This window comes from uncultured Mailhella sp. (assembly GCF_944324615.1).
Classification (GTDB): domain Bacteria; phylum Desulfobacterota; class Desulfovibrionia; order Desulfovibrionales; family Desulfovibrionaceae; genus Mailhella.
In genome coordinates, this window is record NZ_CALUWY010000109.1 from 1 (window position 1) to 4269 (window position 4269).

Here is a 4269-nt window from a genome sequence, read left to right on the forward strand (position 1 = left end):
CACCCTTCCAGGCATGAAAAAGCAGGGGGAAGGCCGGGCCTTCCCCCTGCTTCCTGCGCCGGAAAACGCCTTCCGCAGTTCTCCATGCTCCTGAAAAGGGAACAGACATCCGCCCCGCTTCCCCGAAAAGCGCTTCCTTCCGCCGGGCATACCTGAAAAAGGCACGGCGGACTGCCCGTCCACTCCCACAACAAAGAAACGGGAGTGCCCCGTCTGCGGGAACGTTTCCTCGTGGGCCGGGAAACATCTGCCTTTTACCGACAATTCCTGCTTCTTTAAAAGAACAGGTCCCGGGGGCCTTGTTCAGCCCCCGGGACCTGGATAACGCACGTCTCCATCATCTTCTTTGAAAAATTCCCGGCAACACGCACTCTTCGCCGGAAACGGAGAAAAACCTTGCCGCTTCCCGGAGCGTTCCTCCACCAGAAAGTAAGGCACAAGCCTTTCCTGCGCCCTATGGCTCCGGACATGGCCGACGGCGGCACCGCTTTCCCTGAGGCAGCGGGCCTTGCGATTTCTGCCATGAAGCGCCGCACCGCAAAAACTTTTGCCGTCCGGAAAAGCTATCCTTCCTGTACGTTCCGCTTCACGGTCTTGCCCACGGCAAAGGCACGCGCCACAAATTCTCCGATACCGTAATATTCCTTGGTCAGGGGAGCAAAGGAAAGCGCGTCGATCAGCGCGGGATCGGGCAGCCCTTCGGGAGAAAGGCAGTCCCGGTTCACCTTCACATCCATGATTTCTCCCACGAACTGGATATGGGAACCGAGTTCCAGCGTATGCCGGAGCAGAAGTTCCAGCACTACGGGGCACTCCGCCACAAAGGGGGCATCCACATGTTCCCCTGCCTGAGGCGTCAGGCCGAGAGACTGGAACTTGTCTTCCTGTCTGCCGGAAACAAGACCTGCAAAGTCGGCCTGTCCCACCATATTCCGGCCGGGTATGCTTACCGTGAAGGCCTGTTTCAGCTGAAGGGAACGGCAGGTCCAGGAAGAACGCCGCAGGGAAACCGCCAGGCACGGAGGCTGGGAGCAGCACAGCCCTCCCCAGGCGGCCGTCATGATATTGGGCCGTCCGGAGGCGTCGTACGTTCCTACCAGAAGTACGGGAGCGGGGGAAATAAAGGCCTGAGGACCAAGAGAAATCAACATGTTCGCCTCAAATCACGGTTGTTTCCACGGCGTTTTCTTCAAAAGCCATCCGGCGACGCCGTGGAAAACGCTCTTAAACGGCATGCCCGCTCCCCTCTGAGAACGGCATGCACGCACAGGATGCCCCGGCTCTTCGCAGAGCGGCAGGCAGAAGACATTCCGGCAGAGCGGCGATGCTCTTCCGGGTAAAAAGCGCGGAAGGCTCACTGTCGGAAGGCCGGTTCCCGGAATCTGCACGGCCGGGCAGCAACGCCTGTACCGGGGAGCATGCCGTCAGGCCTTTCCCTGAACATCCGGGAAGAAAAACTCAGCGTTGCCGCGTTCTGCAGACTATGCTCCCGCCCGGTACCCCGCCTTTTTCCATGCGAAGCTATCCCGCCCACAGGGGCTGGAAGGCCCATACGGCCTTTCCATAATAGAGAGCGGCCCAGTCGGCTCCGGCGACGTGCATGTCCTCTGCCAGATCGCGGCGCTCCGCTCTCAGGTCATAGCCTTCCGAAGTCACGAAGACGCGGCGGAACAGAAGTCCGCTGCCGCCGAACACCGCCACCACATCGCCGTCTTCCACCGCAGCACCCGGAAGCACCGCCACCAGCGCGCCCTTGTTGAGGGCGGGAGCCATGCAGCGTTCCAGAAGGCGAAAGACCTTTACCCCCTCCAGCATGAACTCTCTGGGGAAAACCTGGGTGTACGCCTCGGGAAAAGAACCGTCGCTCTGCCGCACGGTGCTGAAAACCGACACCTCACCGGGCCGCACCGTTTCCAGAGGCGGGGGCGGCGGTTCACGCAGCCCCGCCTCAAGAAAGGTTTCCTGTTCCTTCATTTCCTCAGTCATAAACACGGGAGGTTCACCGAAACGCAGCCAGTCCATGCGGACATGGAAAAGGTCGCAGATATACACGCACCACGGCAGAGGAATGGCCCCGCGCTTCTTGGCTTCCGATATACTTCCCTGCTGCAGATTGAGCAGATCCGCCAGCTCCGCCTGGGTGCGGCGCCGGGAAACAAAGAGCATCCTGGCATAAACAGGATCAAATTGGTCGATATCCAGCCGTTCCATGCGCGCCACGCCTACTTGATGGGCTGAAGCAGGGGGCTGTCCGGTGTGAGTACCATACGGGTATTTTCTCCAAGCGACTTGCGCAACGCCTCCAGACCACGCTGGAAGGAGAAAAACTCCGGAGAACGGGAAAAGGCCTCGGCATAGATGCGCGCGGCCTCGGCGTCACCTTCACCACGGAGCACCTGCGCCTTTTTCCCGGCCTCGGCCAGAATGAGCGCACGTTCCTTTTCCGCGCCGGAACGGATCTTGGTGGACTCTTCAGCACCTTCGGAACGGTACTGCGTGGCCTGACGTTCGCGTTCGGCGCGCATACGGTCGAAAATGGCACGCTGGTTTTCGGCAGGCAGGTCGGTGCGCTTGATGCGCACGTCCACAATGGCGATGCCGAATTCCTTCATCTGCTGAGAGGCCTTTTCCGTCACCGATTCCATGATGGAGTTTCTCTCATCGGCCACAACCTCGGTAAGGGTATGGCGGCCGACATGTGCGCGTATCTGCGAATAGATGACGGCATCCAGGCGGGCCTGAGCGTTCGTTTCCGTACGCATGGTGCGGTAAAACTGCAGCGGGTCCTCGATTTTCCAGCGCGCGTAGTTGTCGAGCACTATGGTCTTGAGGTCGCTGGTCAGCGCTTCGGCCGGGCGGGCATCGTAATCAAGAATGCGCGCCTCGAAGTACACGACGTTCTGAATGAAAGGCAGCTTGGCATGAAGCCCGGGGCCGTACACCTTGTCCAGCGGATGACCCAGCTGTATGACCAGCGCCTGCTGCGTCTGGTCCACCACAAAGAGCGTCTGCTGAGCGAGGAGCGCCGCCACCAGCAGCACCGGAAGCAGAAGAATGGATTTCAACCCCTTCATCAGCGGCTCTCCTCCTTGGCGCCGTCCTGCCTTTTCCAGGCGTCCAGCGGAAGCAGGGGGAGCACATGGGAACCGGCGTCGGAAGGAAGCACCAGCTTCTCCATGCCCGGCTTGCTCAGAATATCTTCAAAGGCTTCATACATCATACGCTTTCTGGTCACATCCTTGGCTTTTTCATACTCGGCAAGCACGGAAAGGAAGCGCTGGGCCTCGCCTTCCGCCTCACGCACGCGGGTCTCGCGGTACGCTTCGGCCTTGTTCACCAGCTCCGAAGCCTGACCCTGTGCCTTGGGAAGAATGTCGCGGCGATAGGCTTCGGCCTCATTGATGCTGCGCTGCTTGTCCTCGCGGGCGCTGGCGACATCTTTAAACGCGTCGCGCACCTCCTGCGGGGGCTGCACATCCTGCATCTGCACGGCCACCACCTGCACGCCCACCTGATACCGGTCAAGAATGCTCTGAAGAAGTTCGGCCACGTCGTTCTGTATTTTCACACGGCCGTCGGTAAGGGCGGAATCCAGCGTATTCTTGCCTATGACCTCACGCATGGAGGCTTCCGCCGCGCGCTTGACCACCTGATCGGGCCGGATGACGTTGAACAGATAGTCCACCGCCCCGTCGGGCTTGATCTGATACTGAATATTGAACTGCACGTTGATGATGTTCTCATCCCCCGTGAGCATGGAGGATTCCTCATCCACGGCCTGCACCCTGCCCTGCTGGAACACTCCGCCCACGGACTGGGCGCGATAGCCCACCGCCGTCTGACGGACCTGCGAGACTTTGGGCTTGAACACCCGCTCTATGGGATACGGCAGATGGATATGAGGCCCGGGAGCTTCCGTCCGCACATACCTGCCGAAACGAAGCACCACGCCCGCCTCGTCGGGCTGCACGATATAGATGCCGGAAAGCACCCAGACAAGCAGCGCGCCCCCGATCCACCAGTGGAGGCCCGGAACTCCCTCTATCTTCGGGAGCTTCGGCCACGAAAAGGAAGGACGGTTCGGCCCGGAAGGCCCGCCCCGCTTCTTCTGGTTGTCGCCATTATCCTGAGGGTCGTCGTGATCGTCATCACGCCTGCCCCAGTTGCCCTTGCCCGCGGAACCCCAGCCCTGTTTCTGCTGCTGTTGCCGCTTTTCCTGTAATTTATCCCAGTCCCAGTTCATAGTAGGAGTAAAGTAGGACACGTTCT

Annotated in this window: 4 protein-coding genes; all 4 read right to left on the reverse strand. The window is 60.1% G+C overall.

Going from position 1 to position 4269, the window contains the following annotated elements:
• Positions 1–563: 563 nt before the first annotated feature.
• The 4 genes from Q0K07_RS12880 to hflK all read right to left on the reverse strand — a co-directional run bounded on the left by Q0K07_RS12880 (position 564) and on the right by hflK (position 4264).
• Positions 564–1151, reverse strand: a complete 588-nt coding sequence (locus Q0K07_RS12880; protein ID WP_294559766.1) for a flavin reductase family protein — start codon at positions 1149–1151, stop codon at positions 564–566.
• 370 nt (positions 1152–1521) lie between these two features.
• Positions 1522–2211 (reverse strand): hypothetical protein, encoded by a 690-nt coding sequence (locus tag Q0K07_RS12885; RefSeq protein ID WP_294559767.1) that lies wholly within the window; start codon positions 2209–2211, stop codon positions 1522–1524.
• 11 nt (positions 2212–2222) lie between these two features.
• Complete coding sequence (hflC, locus tag Q0K07_RS12890) at positions 2223–3074, reverse strand: protease modulator HflC (RefSeq protein WP_294559768.1); 852 nt, start codon at positions 3072–3074, stop codon at positions 2223–2225.
• Positions 3074–4264: an FtsH protease activity modulator HflK gene (gene hflK, locus Q0K07_RS12895; RefSeq protein WP_367178906.1), complete on the reverse strand. Its 1191-nt coding sequence runs from the start codon at positions 4262–4264 to the stop codon at positions 3074–3076. Before hflK ends, hflC begins: the two co-directional genes overlap by 1 nt.
• Positions 4265–4269 lie beyond the last annotated feature (5 nt).

Coding starts and splice junctions, on each gene's coding strand:
- Q0K07_RS12880 (WP_294559766.1), bottom strand. CDS start 1,151: ATGTTGATTTCTCTTGGTCCTCAGGCCTTTATTTCCCCCGCTCCCGTA.
- Q0K07_RS12885 (WP_294559767.1), bottom strand. CDS start 2,211: ATGGAACGGCTGGATATCGACCAATTTGATCCTGTTTATGCCAGGATG.
- hflC (WP_294559768.1), bottom strand. CDS start 3,074: ATGAAGGGGTTGAAATCCATTCTTCTGCTTCCGGTGCTGCTGGTGGCG.